This window comes from Allobosea vaviloviae (genome assembly GCF_001298265.1).
Taxonomy (GTDB): Bacteria; Pseudomonadota; Alphaproteobacteria; order Rhizobiales; family Beijerinckiaceae; genus Allobosea; species Allobosea vaviloviae_B.
Genome location: NZ_LGSZ01000009.1, coordinates 45,640 through 62,868, shown reverse-complemented (window position 1 = coordinate 62,868; position 17,229 = coordinate 45,640). Strand labels below are relative to the sequence as shown.

General features: G+C 66.0%; 21 protein-coding genes. 3 read left to right on the top strand and 18 right to left on the bottom strand.

All coding sequences use genetic code 11. The features are described 5' to 3' along the window. Positions 1-91: 91 nt before the first annotated feature. Entirely contained in the window at positions 92-1,675 is a 1,584-nt protein-coding gene (locus AE618_RS00775) for a 2-isopropylmalate synthase (RefSeq protein WP_054207153.1), read from the bottom strand. A gap of 438 nt (positions 1,676-2,113) precedes the next feature. Here AE618_RS00775 and AE618_RS00770 point away from each other — a divergent pair, with 438 nt between their 5' ends. Next, the gene (locus tag AE618_RS00770) at positions 2,114-2,755 is read left to right on the top strand and encodes a YoaK family protein (protein WP_054207152.1); all 642 of its coding nucleotides are present in this window, start codon (positions 2,114-2,116) and stop codon (positions 2,753-2,755) included. A 63-nt stretch (positions 2,756-2,818) separates the two neighbouring features. Beyond that, the gene (locus AE618_RS00765) at positions 2,819-3,163 is read left to right on the top strand and encodes a hypothetical protein (RefSeq protein ID WP_054207151.1); all 345 of its coding nucleotides are present in this window, start codon (positions 2,819-2,821) and stop codon (positions 3,161-3,163) included. A gap of 118 nt (positions 3,164-3,281) precedes the next feature. Here AE618_RS00765 and AE618_RS00760 read toward each other — a convergent pair whose 3' ends face one another. The 9 genes from AE618_RS00760 to AE618_RS00720 all read right to left on the bottom strand — a co-directional run bounded on the left by AE618_RS00760 (position 3,282) and on the right by AE618_RS00720 (position 12,716). Further along, on the bottom strand, positions 3,282-5,369 hold the full coding sequence (locus tag AE618_RS00760) for a M3 family metallopeptidase (protein WP_054207150.1): 2,088 nt from the start codon (positions 5,367-5,369) through the stop codon (positions 3,282-3,284). Between the two features lie 49 nt (positions 5,370-5,418). Then, entirely contained in the window at positions 5,419-6,138 is a 720-nt protein-coding gene (locus AE618_RS00755; protein WP_156330031.1) for an NUDIX hydrolase, read from the bottom strand. Positions 6,139-6,167: 29 nt separating this feature from the next. After that, on the bottom strand, positions 6,168-7,070 hold the full coding sequence (locus AE618_RS00750) for a PhzF family phenazine biosynthesis protein (protein ID WP_054207148.1): 903 nt from the start codon (positions 7,068-7,070) through the stop codon (positions 6,168-6,170). Positions 7,071-7,092: 22 nt separating this feature from the next. Then, entirely contained in the window at positions 7,093-8,211 is a 1,119-nt protein-coding gene (locus tag AE618_RS00745; protein ID WP_054207147.1) for an endonuclease/exonuclease/phosphatase family protein, read from the bottom strand. 179 nt (positions 8,212-8,390) lie between these two features. After that, positions 8,391-9,239: a pyridoxal kinase PdxY gene (gene pdxY / locus AE618_RS00740; RefSeq protein WP_054207146.1), complete on the bottom strand. Its 849-nt coding sequence runs from the start codon at positions 9,237-9,239 to the stop codon at positions 8,391-8,393. Positions 9,240-9,328: 89 nt separating this feature from the next. Next, the gene (locus AE618_RS00735) at positions 9,329-9,751 is read right to left on the bottom strand and encodes a nuclear transport factor 2 family protein (RefSeq protein ID WP_054207145.1); all 423 of its coding nucleotides are present in this window, start codon (positions 9,749-9,751) and stop codon (positions 9,329-9,331) included. Positions 9,752-9,807: 56 nt separating this feature from the next. Continuing rightward, complete coding sequence (locus tag AE618_RS00730) at positions 9,808-10,839, bottom strand: ABC transporter substrate-binding protein (protein WP_054207144.1); 1,032 nt, start codon at positions 10,837-10,839, stop codon at positions 9,808-9,810. Positions 10,840-11,013: 174 nt separating this feature from the next. Continuing rightward, complete coding sequence (locus AE618_RS00725) at positions 11,014-11,805, bottom strand: ABC transporter permease (protein WP_054207143.1); 792 nt, start codon at positions 11,803-11,805, stop codon at positions 11,014-11,016. Continuing rightward, entirely contained in the window at positions 11,802-12,716 is a 915-nt protein-coding gene (locus AE618_RS00720; RefSeq protein WP_082364889.1) for an ABC transporter ATP-binding protein, read from the bottom strand. Before AE618_RS00720 ends, AE618_RS00725 begins: the two co-directional genes overlap by 4 nt. 221 nt (positions 12,717-12,937) lie before the next feature. On the opposite strand from AE618_RS00720, the gene AE618_RS00715 reads away from it, so the two are divergent. Beyond that, positions 12,938-13,480: a DedA family protein gene (locus AE618_RS00715; protein WP_054207142.1), complete on the top strand. Its 543-nt coding sequence runs from the start codon at positions 12,938-12,940 to the stop codon at positions 13,478-13,480. Between the two features lie 32 nt (positions 13,481-13,512). Here AE618_RS00715 and AE618_RS27720 read toward each other — a convergent pair whose 3' ends face one another. From AE618_RS27720 to AE618_RS00680, 8 genes are all read right to left on the bottom strand, one after another. Then, positions 13,513-13,662, bottom strand: coding sequence for a hypothetical protein (locus AE618_RS27720; protein WP_156330030.1), 150 nt, complete (start codon positions 13,660-13,662; stop codon positions 13,513-13,515). Positions 13,663-13,682: 20 nt separating this feature from the next. Then, positions 13,683-13,910, bottom strand: coding sequence for a hypothetical protein (locus AE618_RS00710; RefSeq protein ID WP_054207141.1), 228 nt, complete (start codon positions 13,908-13,910; stop codon positions 13,683-13,685). 42 nt (positions 13,911-13,952) lie between these two features. Continuing rightward, on the bottom strand, positions 13,953-14,150 hold the full coding sequence (locus AE618_RS00705) for a hypothetical protein (RefSeq protein ID WP_054207140.1): 198 nt from the start codon (positions 14,148-14,150) through the stop codon (positions 13,953-13,955). Positions 14,151-14,456: 306 nt separating this feature from the next. Further along, a complete protein-coding gene (ilvC, locus tag AE618_RS00700) occupies positions 14,457-15,476 on the bottom strand; it encodes a ketol-acid reductoisomerase (protein ID WP_054207139.1) in 1,020 nt (339 codons plus the stop codon). Positions 15,477-15,523: 47 nt separating this feature from the next. Further along, positions 15,524-16,192: a TetR/AcrR family transcriptional regulator gene (locus AE618_RS00695; protein WP_054207138.1), complete on the bottom strand. Its 669-nt coding sequence runs from the start codon at positions 16,190-16,192 to the stop codon at positions 15,524-15,526. 131 nt (positions 16,193-16,323) lie between these two features. Further along, positions 16,324-16,536, bottom strand: coding sequence for a hypothetical protein (locus AE618_RS00690; protein WP_054207137.1), 213 nt, complete (start codon positions 16,534-16,536; stop codon positions 16,324-16,326). Beyond that, positions 16,533-16,922 carry a type II toxin-antitoxin system PemK/MazF family toxin gene (locus AE618_RS00685; protein ID WP_082364888.1) on the bottom strand — a complete coding sequence of 130 codons (390 nt, stop codon included), beginning with the start codon at positions 16,920-16,922 and terminating at the stop codon, positions 16,533-16,535. Before AE618_RS00685 ends, AE618_RS00690 begins: the two co-directional genes overlap by 4 nt. Continuing rightward, a complete protein-coding gene (locus AE618_RS00680) occupies positions 16,888-17,208 on the bottom strand; it encodes an AbrB/MazE/SpoVT family DNA-binding domain-containing protein (RefSeq protein ID WP_054207136.1) in 321 nt (106 codons plus the stop codon). Before AE618_RS00680 ends, AE618_RS00685 begins: the two co-directional genes overlap by 35 nt. Between the last annotated feature and the right edge of the window lie 21 nt (positions 17,209-17,229).

The window sequence follows — 17,229 nt, the reverse complement described above, 5'->3', positions numbered from 1 at the left end:
GACCCGGGATCCATGCCGGAACGGTTCAGGCATGGATCCCGGATCTGCGCCGCTGACGCGGCTTGCCCGGGATGGCGCTACGGCTGGAGCCCTACTCCGCCGCAGCCTGGGCGTGCAGGCGCACGCCCTTGGCCATCAGCTTGTTGAGCGCCACCAAATAGGCCTTGGCCGAGGAGACCAGCGTGTCGGGGTCGGCGCCACGGCCGGTGACCGAGAAGCCCTCATGCGTCAGCCGCACCGTGACCTCGGCCTGCGCATCGGTCCCCTCCGTGACGGCATGGACGTCGTAGAGCTCCAGCGACGCCTCATGCGGCACGATCGTCTTGATCGCGTTGAAGATCGCGTCGATGGGCCCGTTGCCCTCGACCTCCTCGGTAACGATGCGGCCTTCGACGTCGAGCTTCATGGTCGCGCGCTGCGGGCCGCGCGTGCCGGCGATCACCGTCAGCGACACCAGCTTCACCCGGTCATGGGCGGTGGCGATGTTGTCGTCGACCAGCGCCTCGATGTCCTCGTCATAGACATGCTTCTTGCGGTCGGCGAGCGCCTTGAAGCGGGTGAAGGCGTCTTCCAGCTGGTTGTCGCCGAGATCGTAGCCCATCTCCTTCAGCTTGGAGCGGAAGGCGGCACGGCCGGAATGCTTGCCCATCACCAGCGAGGTCTTGGTCACGCCGACCGAGGCCGGCGTCATGATCTCGTAGGTCGACTGGTTCTTCAGCATGCCGTCCTGGTGGATGCCGCTCTCATGCGCGAAGGCGTTCCGGCCGACGATCGCCTTGTTGTACTGCACCGGGAAGGAGCAGGCATTGGACACCGTCTTGGAGGCACGCATCAGCATGGTCGCGTCGATGCCGGTGTCGTAGGGCAAGACGTCGCCGCGCACCCGCAGCGCCATCACCACCTCCTCCAGCGCGGCATTGCCGGCGCGCTCGCCGATGCCGTTCAGCGTGCACTCGACCTGGCGGGCGCCGCCCTCGATCGCGGCCAGCGAGTTGGCCACCGCCAGACCCAGATCATTGTGGCAATGGGCCGAGAAGATCGCCTTGTCGGCATTGGGCACGCGCTCGCGGACTGAGGCGAACATCATCCGGTACTCGTCGGGCGTGGCATAGCCGACCGTGTCGGGCAGGTTGATCGTCGTCGCGCCGGCCCTGATCGCGGCCTCGGTCGCCCGGCACAGATAGTCGAGCGGCGTGCGGGTGGCGTCCATCGCCGACCACTCGACGTCCTCGACCAGGTTGCGCGCCTGCGCGACAGTGCGGGTGATGATCTCCAGCACCTCGTCCTGCGTCTTGCGCATCTGGTGCTCCAGATGGATCGGCGAGGTCGAGACGAAAGTGTGGATGCGCGGCCGCCCGGCATGGCGCACCGCCTCACCGGCGCGGGCGATGTCGGCGGTGATCGCGCGCGCCAGCCCGGCAATGGTCGAGCGCTTGCTGCGGCGCGCGATCTCGGACACCGCCTCGAAATCGCCTTCCGAGGCGATCGGGAAGCCGGCCTCGATGATGTCGACGCCCATCGTATCCAGCAGTTCGGCGATCTCGAGCTTCTCCTCGAAGGTCATCGTCGCGCCCGGACACTGCTCGCCGTCGCGCAGAGTCGTGTCGAAGATCAGCACGCGGTCTTTTGTGGAAGCGGGAGTCGCGGAGCCGTTGGCCCGGATCGTGTCGGTCATGGTCGTGTTCCTGAAAGCGCTGGCGCCGCTCTCTTGGCAGTTAGCCACTTGGGATGCAGGCGCGTTATGTCCGGTGTGTCGTCGTTCTCGTCACTCCCCTGAGCGCCCAGGCATGCATGCCCGGCCGGCCCTCAGGGGCGGCTAAGGAGAAGGAGCAGACCAAGCGCCGGGGTCGAGGAGGCGCGCATGCGGAGCGTCCGCGCAACGGCGCGGGCGGTCATCCGGACATGGGCGGCGGTCGAAACCACGGGCGTTCCTCGAAGGCTCGTCATGATGTAACCGAAAAGGCGAGCCTTGCGCAAGCATATGTCTCGTGCCGTATCGCTCGTGACGGGGCACGCGACGACGGCGCTATGATGGCGCCAGCGCGAATCGGCGGGGGCGCGGATGGCGGACAGGCCCGCCACAGGCCCCGGCGCGCGGCCGGAGATGCCACGGATGATGCTCTATAACCGCTGGGCGATCGCACTCGCCTTCTGCCTGTCGGGACTGGCGGGCTATATCGACACGATCGGCTTCATCAGCCTCGGCGGCTTCTTCGTGTCCTTCATGAGTGGAAACACCACGCGGCTCGGCATCGAGCTGGCGGGGCTCAAGGGCGGCGGCATCGCGGTTGCCGGCACCGTGCTCGGCCTGTTCGTCTGCGGCGTCGTGACCGGCTCGCTGGCCGGGCATTTCGCCGGCCGCAGGCGCAAATCGGCGGTGCTTTCGGTCGTCGCGCTCTCGCTCGTCGCCGCCGCGACGCTCGACCTGCTGGGCTTCAGCTTCGCCGGCGCGGTGCTGCTCGCCTTCGCCATGGGCGCCGAGAACGGCGTATTCCAACGCGACGGCGAGGTCACCATCGCGCTCACCTACATGACCGGCACGCTGGTCAAGATGGGCCAGCGCATCGCAGCGGCGCTGACCGGCGGGCCGCGCCTCGGCTGGGTCCGTCATTTCCTGCTCTGGATCGGGCTGCTCACCGGCTGCATCAACGGCGCGATCGCGCATTACCTCGTCGGCCAGGGCGCCGTCTGGCTGGCGGCGCTGGCCGCAGCGCTCTTCGCGGCCGCCCTGCCCTTCGTCCCTCTGGAGGACTGAGCGCCGCGATTGACCGATGGCGGGAATCGGGCAAGGTCGTCGCGCCTTTCGCCGGAGCCCGCCATGCGCGCCATCGCCTCGTCCCTCGCCCTGCTGACGCTCGCCCTCGCCGGCTGCCAGACCTCGCAACCGACGCCGCCCACGCCACCACCGGCGTCCGACTATACGGTGCCCGGCGTGACCCCGAGCACCTTCCGGCTGCCGACCGGGACCGGCTGTTCCGGCGAAGTCGAGCGCTTCCAGGCCGTCATGGACAATGATCTCGCCAGCGGCCACACCACCAAGGGCGTCCACAGCCGCGTCTCCTCGGAGATCGCCCGCGCCCGGACCACGTGCGCATCGGGCAATGACGGCGGCGCGATCGGACAGATCCACGCGACGAAGGCGAAGTTTGGCTATCCGGGGTAACCAGCGCGTCATTCTCGGGCGAAGCGCAGCGCAGACCCGAGAATCTCAGGCCGGATGAGGCGCCGGAGACCTCTGGTCGTGAGATGCTCGGGTCAAGCCCGAGCATGACGCCTGGGCGTTACGCCGCCAGCCCACGCTTTTCCAGCAGCGCATCCGGCGTCGGCAGGCGCCCGCGGAAGAGCGCGTAGGCCTCAGCCGCGTCGCGCGTGTCGCCGGCGGAGTAGATGAAGCGCTTCAGCTTGCCGGCCAGTTCCGGAGCGAAGACATCGCCCGCCTCGAGAAAGGCGTTGAAGGCGTCGGCATCCATCACCTCCGACCAGAGATAGCTGTAATAGCCCGCCGAATAGCCGTCGCCCGCGAAGACATGGGTGAAATGCGGCGTGCGGTGGCGCATCACCATCCCCTCGGGCATGCCCAGCCGCGAAAGCTCCGCCTTCTCGAAGGCGAGCGCGTCGATCTCGCCGGGCTCCTCCAGCGAATGGAAGGCGAGATCAACCAGCGCGGAGGAGGTGTATTCGACCGTGGCGCAGCCCTGGTTGAAGGTCTGGGCGCGTTTGATCGTCTCGATCAGCGCATCGGGGATCGGCTCGCCCGTCTCTGCATGCAGGCAATAGGTCTGCATCACCTCTTTGGTCAGGAACCAGTGCTCGTAGAGCTGCGAGGGCAGCTCGACGAAATCGCGCGAAACGGAGGTGCCTGCCAGCGAACCATAGGTCACGTCCGAGAGCAGCCCGTGCAGCGCATGGCCGAATTCGTGGAACAGCGTGCGCGCATCGTCGATCGAGAGCAGCGCAGGCTTCCCCTCCGCCGGTTTGGCGAAATTGCAGACATTGACGATGATCGGCCGGACCTCGCCGCCGAGCTTGCGCTGGCCGCGATAGGCGCTCATCCAGGCGCCGGAGCGCTTCGAGGCGCGCGCGAAATAATCGCCGATGAACAGGCCGATATGCCGGCCGCTGGCAGTCTCCGTCACCTCGAAGATCCGGACATCCGCATGGTAGCCCTTCAGGTCGGGCCTCTCCGCGAAGGATAGCCCGAACAGCTTGCCGGCAACGTCGAAGGCGGCCGCGATGATGCGGTCGAGCTGGAGATAAGGCTTCAGCACGGCCTCATCGAGCGCATAGGTCTGCTGGCGCATCTTCTCGGCATAATAACGCCAGTCCGATGGGCGGATCGGGCCGTTCTCGCCCTCGGCCTGCGCCAGCGCGGCGAGATCGGCGGCCTCCTGCGCGGCGCGAGCCTTGGCGGGCTTCCAGACCAGTTCGAGCAGGCCGCGGACGTTCTCCGGCGTCTTGGCCATCGTGTCGTCGAGCTTGAAATGCGCGAAGGTGGCAAAGCCGAGCAGTTTCGCCTTCTCGGCCCGCAGCTTCACCATCTCGGCGACGATGGCGCGGTTGTCGCTCTCGCCCCCGTTCTCGCCGCGCAGGCCCCAGGCGGTGAAGGCCTCCTCGCGCAAATCGCGGCGCGTCGAGAAGGTCAGGAAGGGCTCGATCACCGAGCGCGACAGCGTCACCGCATGCTTGCCGGGATGGCCGCGATCCGCAGCGGAGCGCGCCATCGCCGCGAGCAGGAAGGGCGGCAGCCCGGCGAGACCCGCCTCGTCCTCGATGATCAGCGCGTAGGAGGATTCGTCCTTGAGCACGTTCTGGCTGAACTGCGTGCCGAGGCCCGCCAGCCGCTCGTTGATCGCGGCAAGCCGCGCCTTGTCGTCGGCCCCGAGTTGCGCGCCCGAGCGGATGAAGCCGCGATGCGTCCGCTCCAAAAGCCGCTTCTGCTCGGCATCGAGCCCGAGCGTCTCGCGCTTGGCGAACACGGCATCGATCCGGGTAAACAGCGCCGGATCCATCATGATCGCCGACCAGTGGCGAGAGGTGATCGGCGAAAGCTCGCGCTCGATCGCCTGGAGCGCCTCGTTCGTATCGGCCCCCGACAGGTTGTAGAACACGCCGCCGACGCGCGACAGCGCCCGCCCCGCCCGTTCCAGCGCCTCGATGGTGTTAGCGAAGTCCGGGGCAGCCGGATCGGCCACGGTCGCCGCCATCTCGTCCTTGTGCTTGGCAAGCGCCGCCTCGAAAGCCGGGCGGATATGCTCGGGCTTGATCGCCGCGAAGGGCGGCAGGCCGAACGGCGTCGTCCAGGCAGCGGCGAAAGGGTTCTCGGACGGAAGCGGCAGCGCTTCGGGCGCAAAGGTCTTGGACGCGGTCATGACATCGCTTTCGACTGGCTGGCGGGCGGCAGGGCAATCGCGGGAGCGATCAACCCTGCCCGTAGATATGGGCGAGATAGGGCTTCATGAAGGGTGCCATTCTGTGGCGGTCGCAATCGGCGGCGCTGCGCAGGATCACGATGTCGTCGAGCTCCTGCTCGTCCATGACCGCGATCCGCGACAGCATCAGCGCACGCGCCTCGTCCGCCGGCAAGGGAATCGTGACCGGCCTCATGAAGGCGATGCGGCCATCGGTGAACACCGCGTCCCAGCCCTCACCGACGACGATCTCAGCCTGCGTCAGCCCGGTCTCCTCCCAGAGTTCGCGCACGACGCTGCCGGCGAGATCGACGGTTCCGTCCTCGCGGACGTCGCTGCGGTCCGGCGTGCCGGCGGCGAAATAGACCATGCCGGCATTGGCGGTGTGCTTAGCCATGCGTCCGCACAGGAAGGCGCCATCGGCGGCGCGCAGCGCACCCATCGCGAAGCCGTTGCGGATCCTGGGCCCAGGCAAGCCGTGATCGCGCCAGGTCATGAAGGCGGCATAGTCGGTCTCGAAATAGGCCGCCCGGAACACGCCGTCCTCGATGGCAGCGCGATGTTGCAGCAGGATGCGCCCATTGAACATGGCGGGCTTGCCGTCGCTGACCTTGGCCCAGTGGGAGGCGATGGCATCCCCGTTCTCGCGTGCGAAGGCCCAGTCATAGGGCTCGATCCGCGCCGCAATCTGCCGCAGCCGCACGATATGGCCATCTGCGAAATCGTTCATCGCCTCAGGCCCGAGCGTCGCATCCGCGTTCACAGCAGCACGCCTTCGCTGATCATGACGGCCGAACCACCGATCCGGGCCGACACGAGCGCACCGTCGGCGACCGCCAGCTCCAGCGTGATCTGCGAGGGCCGTCCCATCTCGTAGCCCTGCTCGATCGTGAAGCGGTGCTCGCCGTCGCCCAGCTGCTCGAAGCGCATGATCACGCCGGCGAAGGCGGCAACGGCCGCGCCTGTCGCTGGATCCTCCCTGACTCCCATGGCCGGCGCGAACATGCGGGCATGAAAGTCGTGCCCGGCGTGGTGGGTCCGCCTGCAATAGACAAAGGCGTTGGGCTGGTCGGCCGGCCTGATCGCCTGCGCCCAGAGCGTGGTGTCGAGACGCACGCCTGCAAGCGCCTCGAGGCTCGACACCGGAACGAAGGTGAAGCCGACGCCGGCGGAGACGACGCTGGGCACATGGCGGTCGAAGCCGATCTCGCGCCGATCGAGACCAAGCGCGCCTGCGAGCAGCGGCAGCGCCGCCGCCGGCTCCAGTTGCACTGGCAGGCGCGGCAGCGTGAAGACGGCGTGACCCACGCGCGGGCCCGTCGCAGAGACAGCGCAAGGCACGAGTCCGACCTGCTCCTCCAGCACGATGAGTTCGGGCCCCCTGCCCTCTGCGGCATCGCGCAAGGCCAGCAGGACGGCGGTGCCCACCGTCGGATGCCCGGCGAAGGGCAGTTCGCGGCTGGGCGTGAAGATGCGCAGCGCAGCGCGATGGGCTGGATCGGCCGCAGCCGAGACGAAAACCGTCTCCGACAGGTTGAACTCGCGCGCGATCGCCTGCATCGCGGCTGTGTCGAGCCCGTCCGAATCCAGCACGACCGCCAGCGGATTGCCGGCATGAGGCGTCGTGGTGAAGACGTCGAGCGTGACGAAGCGGCGGGTCATGGCAGTGATTCCTTGGGTATCATCAGATCGCCTGCGGTATCACCAGATCGATGGTGAGCGGGCAATGGTCGGAGGCTTTCGGCCGGTCCCAACCGACGCGCGGATAGCGGTCCGCACAGGTCGCGAGCCGCGCCATCGAGCGGTCCGGCTCGCGCGGATCGAGTGGCACGCGATAGGGCAGCCCCCTGCGGATCATCTGCATGGCCGGCGCGCGATTGGCGGCCGCCAGCGAAGGCGAGAGCAGGATATGGTCGAGCGGCATGTGCCTCTCGACCATGCTCTGGCCGGCCTCGGACCAGTACCGGCGGAAATGCGTCCAGCGCTCGTGCTGCGGCAGGCTTTCCATCGGATCGACGGCGAAATCGTCCAGCAGCGGCTCGATCCCGCTCTCGCCCTCGTCGACCCGCTCGGCCAAGGGACCGAGGCCGAAGCGATAGGCGTTGAGATCGCCCAGCACGATCCAGTTCGCCTCGCGCCAGCCCTCGCCGAAATGCCGCTTGACGAGATGCTTGACGGCCCGCGCCTCGGCCCGGCGCAGCGGCAGCGTCGCTTGGCGGCCGTCCTCGCGGCCGTTGTTCATCGATTTGAGGTGGCATCCGAACAGGGTGAGTCTGCGGTCGCCGAAATCGAGTTCGATCTGCAGGCAGTCGCGCGCAAAGACCTTGGCAGCGGCGGGGATGCCCAGTGCTGCAAGGTCCCGGTCATGGGCGCCGGCCTCGGCAAAGCTGAGATCCTTGTGGGAAAGCACCGAGACGTGCTGCGGCGCGACCAGATCGCGCCGTGCGGCGAATCCGATATCGATGTTGCGGCGGTCATTGCCGTCGATCAGCGTGAAATGGCCGTAGCGGTGGTCCGCGATGCGGTGGACGTAATTGGCGAAGAAGGCCTGCAGGCTCGCCAGCGAATCCACCTCCTGCAGCATCCACAGATCGGCATGGGCCTCGGCGATGGCCAGCGCCGTCATCTGGCGCTTGTCGTCCTCCAGCGCCACCGCCAGCGAGCGTTCGACGGCATCCCGCTCGTCGGTGCGCGGGAGATGGAACAGCGACATGGCAGCCGCCGTGTCGCTGCGCTCGCCCGAGGAGAAGCGGTGGCGGGTCAGCAGGTTCTCGACGTTGAAGGTGCCGATGCGCAGCCTCATGGCAGGCCGGCTACCTCACCCGAGCGCTTATCCAGCCCATAGCCCTCATCCTGAGGAGCCGCGCAGCGGCGTCTCGAAGGATGCTCCAAGGGGTTCGGGAGCCTTCTCGACCATCCTTCGAGACGCGCCTTGCGGCGCTCCTCAGGATGAGGGCTGAGGATGAGGCGACCCATTCCGCTCTACAGCTTCTCGGGCACGAACTGGTGCGTCGGCGTGACGAACTCGTCCTGCGCCGCCACCGTCAGGATTTCGCGCGAGCCAGCCTCCTTGGTGCGCTTCAGCAGGCCGTAGATCGAGGCCGATGCCTTGGCCAGCGCCGCGGCCGCCGATTCCTCGCGCAGGTAGTGGACAAAGAACAGGGCCGCGATCGCATCGCCCGCGCCATTGACGCTGACGTCGAGCTTTGGCGTGCGCACCCGGAAGGCGCCCTTGGCATCAGCCGCCATCATGTCGATGGCGTCGTCGGGCGTTTCGTCGGTGACGAGCGAGGTGACGAGCACGACCTTCGGCCCGGCATCGCGCAGCGTCTCGACCGCGCGATGCGCGTCGGCGATCGTCCTGATCTCGATATCGGTCAGCAATTCCAGCTCGAACTGGTTGGGCGTGACGATATCGGCGGCCGGCACCGCCTGCTCGCGCATGAACTCGGGGATTCCCGGCCTCACGAAGACGCCGCGCCCGACATCGCCGATGACGGGATCGCAGCAGTAGACCGCCTTGGGATTGGCGGCGCGGACACGCTCGACAGCCGAGAGAATGCCATGGCCGACATCCGCCGAGCCCATATAGCCGGACAGCACGCCGGTGCAGGAGGGCAGCACGCCGCGCTCACTGATGCCCTCCATCACCTCGTCGATCATGCCGCCATCGAAGACGCGGCCCTTCCAGGCGCCGTAGCCGGTATGATTCGAGAACTGCACGGTATGGATCGGCCAGACCTCGACGCCGAGGCGCTGCATCGGAAACACGGCGGAGTCATTGCCGACATGCCCATAGGCGACATGCGACTGGATCGAGAGAATGTTCATGGAAGGATAGGCCGCCCCAGCTTCAGGTGCGGCGAACCTAGCCGTTGCGGCGCGCGGAGCCAATGCACAGCCGTAATCGACCTGCCCCGTCAGGCTGCCGTCAAGCGCGCAACGGCGGCCGTATCGGTAAACTGGACCAGGCCGGCGATCTTGCCTTCGACGATCGTAAAGATATCCAATATTTCGAAGTGCTCCTGACGCCCGTTAGGGACAAAAACCACATCGGCATGCCAGTTCAGTACGGCCTTGTCGCCATCGACGATCAGCGACAGAACCTCCGGGTTGCTGAACGCGAACGTCGCGATGAAATGCTCCATCTGCGCGCGCATGGCTTCGCGCCCGCTTGGCTGCGTGAACATTACTGCAGCCTCAGTTTCCACGGGAGCCGGCGCTCCTGACATCCGGTAGCTGCAATCCTCGTGGAAGAAGCTCATCACGGCATCGAGGTCACCGCGATAGCGCGCGGCATAAGCATCCTGGATCAAGGCCTCGGTCTCGGCGCGCTCGGTCATCCCACCTCTCCTTGCGTCAGGATAGTGTGACCGGCGCGCCGGGTCATGTCGAGGGGTCAGCTGCCCGCCGCAGCCTTCTTCGCAAACGTATCGATGAAGGTCGTCTTCAGATCGACATTCGACGACGCCAGCTCCGGATCGAGCAGCTTGAGCGCGTCATACATGCTCTTCATCGCCTCGGGGCTGGAGACGCCGGTGCGCGAATAGCTCTCGAGCGAGTTCTTCACCGCCTGGAGATAGAGCGGCTTGTCGCCGAGATGGTATTCCGCCGGCACCAGATCGGCGACGTCATCGGGCTTGGCGGTCTCAAGCCATTTCAGCGCCTTGACGAAGGCGTTGGCGAGCTTCTGCGTCGTCACCGGGTTCTTGGTGGCGAAATCGCCCTTGAGATAGAGTACGGCCGCCGGGTTGGAGCCGCCGAACAGCGCCTTGGTGCCGGCCTCGGTGCGGGTGTCGATGAGGGAGACGACGTCGCCATCGGCCTCGAGCTTCGAGGTCACGGGGTCGAGATGCGAGATGATGTCGACCTGCTTCTGCTTCATCGCCGCGACCGCGCTCGCGCCTGCGCCGACACCGATGATCGCGGCATCGGTCGCCTTCAGCCCGGCCTTGACCATGGCGTATTGCGCGGTGAGCGCGGTGGAGGAACCCGGCGCGGTGACGCCGATCTTCAGCCCCTTGAAGTCGGCCGCCGACTTGACCTTGTCGGCGAGGTCCTTACGCACGGCGATGGTAATGCCCGGGAAGCGCCCGAGCTCGACCACGGCGCGAATATCCTGCCCCTTGGCCTGCATGCGGATGGTGTGCTCATAGGCGCCCGTCACGACATCGACGGAACCACCGACCAGCGCCTGCAGCGACTTCGCGCCGCCGCCGAAATCGTTGATCTCGACGTCGAGCCCCTGCTCCTTGAAGAAACCCTTCTTCTCCGCGACCGTCAGCGGAAGATAGTACAAGAGCTGCTTGCCGCCGACGCCGAGCGTCAGCTTGGGCTTCTCGGCGTTCTGCGCGAGCGCGGCTTGCGGGGCGAACCCCAGTGCGGTCGATAGGGCAAGCGCAGCCAGCGCCGCGCGGCGTGTGAAGATCATGGGTATTCCTCCGGTTGAATGAATTGCGCTTCTGAGGAGCGCATTGGGGTTGAGGATAGGCGAGATGGGAGGTGGCGGGCAAGAACCGCGTCATTCTCGGGCGGAGCGCAGCGCAGACCTGAGAATCTCCGGGCGGAGATGCTCGGGTCAAGCCCGAGCATGACGGCAGCGCTGTTAGGTCGTCGTCGTCGAACTCTGCCCCGGCCGCCAGACCAGCAGCTTCCTCTCGACCATCGTCACCAATGAATCGATCATGATCACGAAGATCGCCAGGATCAGCATGCCCGAGAAGACGCCGGTGACGTCGAAGACGCTCTCGGCCTCGTGGATCTTGTAGCCGAGCCCGGCAGACGAGCCGAGATATTCCCCGACCACGGCGCCGACCAGCGCGAAGCCCACCGAGGTGTGCAGGGAGGAGAACATCCAGGTCAGCGCGGACGGCCAGTAGACATGCCGGAAGAGCTGGCGCTCGTTCATTCCCAGCATGCGGGCATTGGCCAGCACCGTCGGCGAGACCTCGCGCACGCCCTGATAGACGTTGAAGAAGACGATGAAGAAAACCAGCGTGAAGCCGAGCGCCACCTTCGACCAGATGCCCAAACCGAACCAGAGCGCGAAGATCGGCGCCAGCACGACGCGCGGCAGGGCGTTCGAGGCCTTGATATAGGGGTCGAACACGGCCGCCAGCAGGTCGTTGCGGGCGAAGACGAAGCCGAACAGGATGCCGGCCGCTGAGCCGATGACGAAGGCCAGCACCGTCTCGGTCAGGGTGATGCCGAGATGCCAGTAGATCTCCCCGCCGGTGAGCTGCGTCCAGGTCCGCGACAGGACCGCGATCGGCGTCGAGAAGAAGAACTGCGTCGTCTTGACCTCGCCGAACAGGCTGGTGGTGGTGATCAGATGCCAAACACCCAGGAACACGACCATCACCAGCGCCTGCAGCGCGAGCAGCTTCACGCGGTTCATGACGTTGCTCCCTCGACCAGTTCCTTGTTCTCGACCAGATCCTTGCCCTCGCCCATCGCATAAGCCTTCTGCACCTCGACCCGCAGCGACGCCCAGATATCGCGGTGAATCTCGTGGAAGGCCTTTTCCAGCCTGATCTCGGCGATGTCGCGCGGGCGCGGCAGCGGCACGCGATAGTCGGCGACGATGCTCGCGGCCGGCCCCGCCGACATCACCACAACCCTGTCGGACAGCGCGATCGCCTCCTCCAGATCATGCGTCACGAAGATCAGCGCCTTGCGATCCTTCGACCAGAGATCGAGCAGGAGATTGCCCATGATCTGCCGCGTCTGCGCATCGAGCGGCCCGAAGGGCTCGTCCATCAGCAGGATCTCGGGATCGCGGATCAGCATCTGCGCCAGCGCGACGCGCTTGCGCTGCCCACCCGAGAGCATGTGCGGATAGCGGTCGACGAAGGCGCGCAAGCCCACGCGGGCGAGCCATTCGCGCGCCCGCCGATCGGCCTCGGCATCGGACACGCCCATCGGCTCCAGCGCCACTTTGACGTTGTCCAGCGCCGTCTTCCACGGCATCAGCGCATCCGCCTGGAAGAGGTAGCCTGCGCGCCGGTTCAGGCCCGAGAGCGGCTTGCCGAAGATCGAGACCGTGCCTGCAGACGGCGTCAAAAGCCCCGCCGCCGCATTGAGCAGGGTCGACTTGCCGCAGCCCGTCGGTCCGACGACCGAGACGAACTCGCTGGCCGAAACGGCAAGGTCGATGCCCGTGACCGCCTTGTAGCGTTGGCCGCCATCGAGATGGAAGGTGATGTCGAGCCCGCCGAGAGCGACGGCCGAAGGTTGCGAAGGCGAAGGCTTCTGCGACGGCACATCCGTCGAGCCCGCATTGCCATGCGGGGGCTGTTGCAACTCCATGAAATTCGTTTCCCCGTCGGCGTCGGGCGCTCTTGGTGGCGCCAGCCGAGTTTCGCGTTCGTCGTTGGTGGCGAGATTAGGCGATCGCTCGGCCAAGGCAAAGTCGTCAATCGGCCGAGATGCGTCGCCAGCGCTGCCGGTCACCAGCCGGAGCACTGTTGCATCGCCGGTCGCGGGCGGCGATAAGCCCGCAACGTCCCGCTCGAGCGACCAGGATACGCATGGCCCAACTCGAACTCTGGATGCAGACCTTGGTCGAATTCATGCGGGCCAATCAGGAATGGGCGATTCCAATCGTCTTCCTGATCGCGTTGTGCGAATGCGTCGCGATCCTGTCATGGATCGTGCCGGCGACGGTGTTCTTCACCGCCTTCGGCGCCGCAGCGGGCGCATCGGGCCTGAATCTGGTGCCGCTCGCGGTGGCAGCCTCGGTCGGCGCGGGCAGCGGCTTCTGGGTGTCGTATTGGGCGGGGCTGATCCTCGGTCCGCGCGTGGACCATCACTGGCCCTTCCGCAACAATCCTGACCTGCTGGCGCGGGGTCACGCCTTTTTCGAGAAATGGGGCGTCGCCAGCATCCTGATCGGTCACTTCTTCGGCCCGCTGCGCGCCGTGATCGCGATCGTCGCTGGCATCGTCAAAATGCCGTTCTGGCCTTTCCAGATCGCCAACTGGATCGCCTCGACAGTCTGGGGCTTCGCACTGCTGTATGGCGCCGGACGGCTCGCAGAGATGGCGACCCAAGGTGGCATCCTGCCCCGCTAGGCGATCGTCTCCTCGAGCAGGGGCGAGGAAGCTCAGGCCAGGCCGAGGATCACCGCCAACAGGAGCGCCATCGAAAGCCCGAGCCCCATCCCGGCTGCAACCGGGCCTTCGATCAGCTTGAGGATATGCATCGCAACCTCCCATGTCTGATTGGCAACCACACGTATCAGCGCATCGATCATCGAGGGCCCAGCGACGGACCTCAGTAGGCGAACAGCTCCACCGCGATCCAAGCAACGACGGCAAGCGAGAGTCCGCCAACCAGAACCATCAGCACTGGCGTGCCCAGGAAGCCTTGGCGTGCTTCGACCGGCGTCTCGACGGCGGGATCGGCATTGCTGTGATCGTCGGCGCGCATCAGCGGCTGCTTCTCGCTGCCGCCGGGGCCTTCAGTCTGCGTCTTGGCGCGTTCTTCTGCCTCGATGCCCATGTGTATTCCTCCACTGATCGCCGGCTCGGCCGACAAAGCCGACTAGCCCGGAATCAGGCCGATGAACGTGTTGACGAGAACAGCGAGCGCGAGGCCGCCGAGCAGGGCGCTGAACAGAGGCCAGTCCTCGTCCGCCTCATGCTGCGCCACGCGCGTGCGATCATGGTCCGCCAGTCCGCTTGGAACGCGCAGTGCCTGGGTGTTATCGAGGCGATTGCGTTTCCTGTCGTCGCTTGCCATGCCGCTGCTCCCGTTGATCCTTGGCCCCGCGCTTGAGAACGCACCGTCGGCTCATCGGTTCCGGTGCGGCCCAGTCGCGGCAACCGCTCAAATGCAAGGAGGCGGGCGCATCACTGCGCCCGCCTCTGGCTTCCTTCGAGAATATCGCGACTTCGCAAGGCGTTGTGCCTCATTGCTGAATCGGTGCAGCAAACCGTTGAATCAGTTTGCGATCCGCTCCAACTCGGCGTCGAGGTCGTTGACCAGCGCCTTGGCCCAGGTCCCAAAGGCCGGGCGCAAGCCCGGCGATCGTGACCAGAGTCTGGGTCAGTTCTTGGTCTTGTCGACCAGCGCCTTGGCCTTGATCCAGGGCATCATGTCGCGCAGCTTGGCGCCGACCTCCTCGATCGGATGGGCGGCGTAGCGGGCACGGGTCGCCTTGAACGAGGTCTGGTTGACCTTGTTCTCCAGCATCCAGTCGCGGGTGAACTTGCCCGACTGGATGTCGGTCAGCACGCGCTTCATCTCGGCCTTGGTCTCAGGCGTGATGATGCGCGGGCCGGTGACGTACTCGCCATACTCGGCGGTGTTCGAGATCGAGTAGTTCATGTTGGCGATGCCGCCCTCATAGATCAGGTCGACGATCAGCTTCACCTCGTGGAGGCACTCGAAATAGGCCATCTCGGGGGCGTAGCCGGCCTCGGTCAGCGTCTCGTAGCCGGCCTTGATCAGCTCGACGAGGCCGCCGCAGAGCACGACCTGCTCGCCGAACAGGTCGGTCTCGCACTCTTCCTTGAAGGTGGTCTCGATGATGCCGGCGCGGCCGCCGCCATTGGCCGAAGCGTAGGACAGGCCGAGGTCATGGGCGTTGCCGGTGGCGTCCTGGTGGATCGCGATCAGGGTCGGCACGCCGCCGCCGCGCTGGTACTCGGAACGGACGGTGTGACCGGGGCCCTTGGGGGCGACCATCAGCACGTCGAGGTCCTTGCGCGGCTCGATCAGGTTGAAATGGACGTTGAGGCCGTGCGCGAACAGAAGCGCTGCGCCCTGCTTCATGTTGGCGTGCAGCTCGTCGCGATAGATGTCGCCCTGCAGCTCGTCGGGGGTCAGCATCATCATGATGTCGGAGACCTTGGCGGCCTCGGTCGGGGTCATCACCGCAAAGCCTGCCTCTTCGGCCTTCTTGCGCGTGGCCGAACCGGCCTTCAGCGCGATGACGACGTCCTTGACGCCGGAATCGCGCAGGTTGAGCGCGTGGGCGTGGCCCTGAGAGCCGTAGCCGACGATGCAGACCTTCTTGCCCTTGATCAGGTTGATGTCGGCATCACGATCGTAATAGACGCGCATGGGAGATGTCCTTCCTTGGGTTCGGTTTTGGGATCGGGGTGGTTTCTTCAGGCTTCCGGTGCGGACAAAACGTTCGTCGACGTATCTGCCCGTCCGTAAAGGGTGAGGAACTGGTCAGTGGCGCGGGCGGCGTCGCGCGCGATCTCGTCGGGACCGAGCGTGAGGCTGTCGCCGAGCAGAAGGCGGATCTGGACGTCGCGCCCCACGAGGCCGAAAAAGCTGCGAAACGCGGTCTCGGAATCCTCAAAAGCCAGCAGCCCCGCCTCGCGCCCGGCCTCGAGCACGGGCCGCAGCCGCTCGCCGATGGCGAAGCGCCCGTTCTCCAGCACGATGCCGCCGAGATTGCTCTTGCGAGACGCGGCGTGGCCGATCGCCAGACGGTTGAGCGCGATCGAGGTCGGGCTGGAAATCACCGCGAGCCAGGTCGCCGCGAAGCCTTTCAGGCTGTCGCGCAAGGTCCCGATATCGAGCGTGGGACGGTCATAGCGCCCGGCCCGCACCCGCGCCGCCTGCCAGCGAACGGTTGCGGCCAGAAGTCCGTCGCGATCGCCGAACCACTTGTAGAGCGTTTCCTTGGAGCAGCTCGCCCGGCGCGCCACAGCGGTCATGGTGAGCTGGTCGCCCTCCTCCACCATCAGCGACAGCACGGCATCGAGCACGGCCTGTTGCCGGGCCGTGGGCTCTTCCATATCCGCTGTGTCGGGTGTCGCCGCCATGAAGGTTCGAAGCCGGAAATTGACCGTACCGTACGTTACGGTTCGGCTCTCTAGCGCAAGCCGCATCCCCTCGCAAGAGGCTTGTGTCTCGTTCCGAAGACCTGGCGCAAAGCAACCGGCACGGCCGCAGGCTACAGCCCCGCCGCCTGCTGCGCCGCGATCCGCTGCAGGAAGATCGCCGCCGCCGTCAGCACGAAGCCCGCCCACCACAGAGGCGAACGCAGGCTCTTGCCGCTGCCGGGTTCATCCGGGCCCGCCTTGCCGTTGATCCGCTGCAGGATCGGCCAGGCAAAGCAGCCCAAGCCGACGATGCCGAGGCCGAGAGCGATGTGTTCGAGGTTCATCGAGGAAAGCTCTGTCGCGGGTTTTCGTCTCGGGGCCGGCCGAGAAACATCGTCAGTGCTTCAACAGCCACCGACACCACTTCGTCGGGCAGCCGTCCTATGAAGAGTAACAGTCTCTCATCGCGGTCGATCATCCGCGCCTGATCGATCAGGATCGCGCCGCTGACGACGCAATCGTCCGGTATTAGCACTTTGGTCGGCCAAGCCTGTCGATTGGAGGCCACCGGACACACCAGAGACCGCAGCGACACGTCATGCAGGCGATCATCGGACAGGACGACCACCGGCCGTCGTCCGGCTTGCTCCGTTCCACGCACAGGATCGAGGTCCGCCCAGAACACGTCCCCGGGTTCAGGTGCCTTTCGGTCTCGGATTGTAATCGTCATAGATCACCTCCGAACCGACGTCCGGCCCCCAATCGACATCATCCTTCGGAGCGTTGGCGAGACCGCCCAACCGTTTGGCCTCTGCCACCATCCATTCGATCGTAATCGGGTTTGGCATGCCATTAAGCTCACGGACCGATTGCGATGGATGGGCCGTGAGCGTCATTGTCTGATGCTCGACCGAAACATCGACCGTCATCCCAGGCTTGAGCCCGAGCTGTTTCACAACAGCCTTCGGCAGCCGCACCGCGGTGCTATTGCCCCATTTCGCGACCTGGACCTTCATGGCTCCGCTCCTTGCCGGATA